At 60.9% G+C, this 2,394-nt stretch carries 3 protein-coding genes; all 3 read left to right on the top strand.

Features of this window, described 5'->3' with window-relative positions; all coding sequences use genetic code 11:
- The first annotated feature begins 298 nt into the window (after positions 1 to 298).
- Positions 299 to 703, top strand: coding sequence for a CrcB family protein (locus AACZ55_RS16040; RefSeq protein WP_339647692.1), 405 nt, complete (start codon positions 299 to 301; stop codon positions 701 to 703).
- Positions 700 to 1,116 carry a CrcB family protein gene (locus AACZ55_RS16035; RefSeq protein WP_339647691.1) on the top strand — a complete coding sequence of 139 codons (417 nt, stop codon included), beginning with the start codon at positions 700 to 702 and terminating at the stop codon, positions 1,114 to 1,116. The genes AACZ55_RS16040 and AACZ55_RS16035 overlap by 4 nt, the downstream gene beginning before the upstream one ends.
- A gap of 50 nt (positions 1,117 to 1,166) precedes the next feature.
- Positions 1,167 to 2,394: hypothetical protein (locus AACZ55_RS16030; protein ID WP_339647690.1), on the top strand; the 1,228-nt coding region annotated here is incomplete at its 3' end.

The raw sequence follows: 2,394 nt of genomic DNA, 5'->3' as shown, positions 1-2,394 counted from the left end.
CATCCGTCCGCTTTGGGCCTTCCCTGCGGCGACCCGCATGGAACCCGGATCGGCCAACGGACATTCTGGAGCGCCTGGAGACCGATGTGGTCCTAGGCTCGGACCCATGCTTCCCCTTCTCCAATCCCGCCCTCACCGGAAGCTCGTATGCATCCTCGTCTCTGGTGCGGCCGTGCGGGAACAATGGCACGGGGGTGAGGGGGCGGGGATAAGTTTTTTCTCAACGTCAGGAGGTGAGGCAAGGCGGTGTGCCGTGCCGATCTCGACAAGGGCGTGGAATCGGGGGCAATGTCGGGGGATGAACACTTCCCTATTCGCTCTTTTGTGCGTCGGCCTCGGTGGCGGTGTCGGAGCGGTTTTTCGCCATATTGTTTCGACGATCGTTGCGCAAAAACTTGGTCACGGGACCTTCGGCATTCTTGCCGTCAACGTGACCGGCAGCCTGCTTATTGGACTTATTGGCGGTTTTTTCCTGGAGCCGGGCGTGACGGGGACACCATCGGAACTCGTCTGGCTGCTGGCGGTGGTCGGGGTGTGTGGAGGGTACACGACAGTTTCGAGCTTTTCGCTGCAGACCCTGACATTGCTGCGTGAAGGGCAAAGCGGCCCGGCGCTTCTCAATATCGGTGCTTCGCTTGTTCTGTGTTTGTCGGCCACCGCTATCGGTTTTGCGCTGATCTATTCAATGGGGGCCATGCCATGAGCGAGCGGATGCTTGTCGTTGCCATAGCGTTCGGCGGCGCCGCAGGCAGCATGGCCCGCTTCGGGCTGTCGCTTTTTGCCGTTTCGATGATCCCTGGCTGGTTCATTGCCGGTACGCTGGCCGCCAATATTGCGGGGTCGGCGTTGATCGGGCTGATTGCCGCCTGGTCGGTGCGCCGCATGCCTTCTCCCATTCTCAGCGGGTTTCTGGTCACCGGATTTTGTGGGGGGTTCACGACGTTTTCGGCATTTTCGCTCGAAGCGCTGCTTTTTGCGATGTCGGGTGCGTGGGCCGTGGCGCTGGGATATATCGCAGCTTCGATTATCGGCTGGATGGTTGCGGTGTGGGTGGGATGGAGCGCGGGGATGGCGCTGTTTGCGGAAAAAGAGGCGGTCGCCCAAACCAAATCTTAAACGGGTCGCTGCCATAACCCTTGAGGTAAAAAGCCTTGGGGACCACGATCATGCTCAGCCGCTTAAACGCCATGGGCGTTCTGTTTGCCATCGCCGCGCTGATGGCGCTGGCGCTGGCCGGGGGACTGGCGCTTTACGCCATTATCGAGGATCCCGGTTCGAACAGCTATGCGCTGCTGGCCGAAGCGTTTCTCAACGGGCGGCTGGACACGACAACCTGCTTCGATGGCGATTGCGCACGGTTCGAGGACAAGATCTTCGTGATGTTTCCGCCCGTCCCGGCGATCATCGCCCTGCCCTTCGTGGCGCTGTTCGGGGTCAATTTTTCCGGCTTCGTGTTTCTCTCGGCCATCGCCTTTGCGCTATCGGTGTGGCTGTGGTGGCAGATTTTCGAGGGGCTGAAGGTTGAGCGCGATGTGGCGATCTGGCTGCTGCTGGGGCTGGCCTTTGCCACCCCGCTCTATTTCGTGACCATCCGCGGCGACGGCATCTGGTTTTTTGCCCAGGCGATCGGGTTCGCCTTCACCTCGCTGGCCATCCACCAGATGGTGCGCGGGGGGAGCCTGATCCTGGCCGGGGCGTGCATCGGGGCGGCGTTTTTGTGCCGGCAAATGGCGGTGTTTTACCTGCCGTTCCTGTTTGCCCTGTCGCTGGACCGGTTCGAGCCGCTGATCAGCTTTTCGCGCGGCCATATCGTGCGGGTGCTCAAGCTGGGCCTGCCGGCGGGCGTCGCGGTTCTGATCTATCTTGCCTACAATTATCTTCGGTTCGGCGATCCGATGCAGACCGGCTACCCTTATATGATCGGCGTCGATATTGCCGAGGGCGGATCGATGATCAACTACCGGCTGGCCGAGCACGGGCTGTGGTCGTCGGCCTATGTGTTGTTCAACACGCTCTATCTGTTCGTGCAGGGCTTTCACATGGATTTCGGCGGCAATGCGATGGTCGAACCCGTCGGGCTCGATCCGTCGGGCACGGCGCTTCTGGCGGCCAGCCCGTTCGTTCTGTTCGCGTTTTTCGCGCCGATGCGCCGGCCGGTGCTGATCGGGATTGCGACGATCCTCGTCATCGCCGTGCCCACCCTGTTCTATCACTCGAACGGGTATTCCCAGTTCAACGTGCAGCGCTATGCGCTCGACTGGCTGCCCATCGTCTTTTACATGCTGGCGCTTGCCGTCAGCGATCGCGACATGCGCGGGCTGGCTTTGCTGGTGACTTTCGGGATCGGGCTTAACCTCATTACCATGGCGTTTCTGGCACTGGGATTGGCGGCGT

The organism is uncultured Pelagibacterium sp., from assembly GCF_963972885.1.
GTDB classification, from domain to species: Bacteria; Pseudomonadota; Alphaproteobacteria; order Rhizobiales; family Devosiaceae; genus Pelagibacterium; species Pelagibacterium nitratireducens.
This window is presented reverse-complemented; position numbering and strand designations above follow the sequence as displayed.